This window comes from Pseudanabaena sp. PCC 9330 (assembly GCF_055795045.1).
Window position 1 is genome coordinate 1 of record NZ_JAYFES010000104.1, and the last position, 1321, is coordinate 1321.

A 1321-nucleotide genomic window follows, 5' to 3' on the forward strand; every position below is an offset into this window, starting at 1 on the left:
CTGGTTGACTGACAAAACTAATCGGCAGCATAGCAGTACGTGTGTATTTTGAACTCGATTCGATAGATGCGCTGCTCATGTTGTTTCCGAGACGCCATGGCGGGTTCAGAATCACGGTTATGGGTGAAACAGACGTGACCGATGAGTTGCCACCCCTGTTCTAAAGCAGCCTTGACCCAATCCCACCCAATGCGAAAGTAGCTATTGCCGCGAAACCAATGGGGGTCAACCCAGCGACGTTTGCCCGTAGCGACGACCTCGAGGCCTTGGGCCGTGACATAGAGGGTAGCGACGGCCAAGAGGAACCAGAGGCGGGAGAGGGCACAGACAGAGCGAATTTCGGATTTCTGGAGATTCCACCCGTTGGATTGGTCATCGAGAAACGCTTCCTCGATATCGAAGCGCAAGCCGTATTCCTCGAAGGTGTGCAGGTTGGTGGGCTCATCGCTGACGATGGCCCAAAACTCACCATTGACGTTGTTATAGCCGAAGGCGACATGCACCGGGCCGTACCACTCCCCTTTGTGGAGTTTCACGGTGTGCCAACAGATTGCCTCCCCCCGCTGAAGCGGAATGTCTTTCAATTGGCACCACCCGTGACCGGTTCGCCAAATCCAGGTATCGCGCTTGATCCGAATGCGGTAGTGCCACCCCAGTTCAGCCGTTATAGCGGTCATGGCTTCGGTGTGAATGAATCCCCGGTCGGCCAGGACGACCACCTTCACCCCCTGCGGCAAGCGATGGGCGGCTTGATAGAGCATCTCCCGGTACTCGTCGACGGCGACGGACGCACTGCGGTGCCGGAGCACCCGCCAGACTACGGGCAAGGCCCGGCCTCGATGCACCACCGCTAGGCGGATTAAGCAATACTCATCCCAAAACAGCGAGGTGTCCAAACTCAGGTACAAACAAGCCTCATCCCAATGGGCTAACGCCCCCTGAATCAAGGGCTTGTACAGGCGGTGGACGTTGATACGACTGTTGTGCAGCCAGCGGCTTAACCGCCGTTGTTTACTTTGCGCCTGCACCCCTCGACAAGGGATATAAGGCAGCCAGCGCGTCAAGTTGATTTCCCCGCGCTGGAGCAACGCCATCACCATCCAGAGGCAGGTCGTCAGATGGCCCCGATGCGCCCAAGGCACCGATTGACCCAGCCAGGCGTTCAAGGCATTGTAGAGGGGGGAGTTTTTTTCACAGCATCTACGCTTTTGAGTGGTATCTAAGCTTAGAACGCTGGCTCCCCACTTCTTCCTCCAATCCCTGAAACTACCGTACCACAAGCTTTTTAGCAGCTTTCAGCCAACTTTTGTCAGTCAACCAG

1 protein-coding gene is annotated in these 1321 nt (G+C 56.3%); it reads right to left on the reverse strand.

Annotated features, from left to right (window positions below):
• Positions 1-17: 17 nt before the first annotated feature.
• Positions 18-1166, reverse strand: a complete 1149-nt coding sequence (locus AC0QKW_RS13115) for a transposase (RefSeq protein ID WP_473151524.1) — start codon at positions 1164-1166, stop codon at positions 18-20.
• Between the last annotated feature and the right edge of the window lie 155 nt (positions 1167-1321).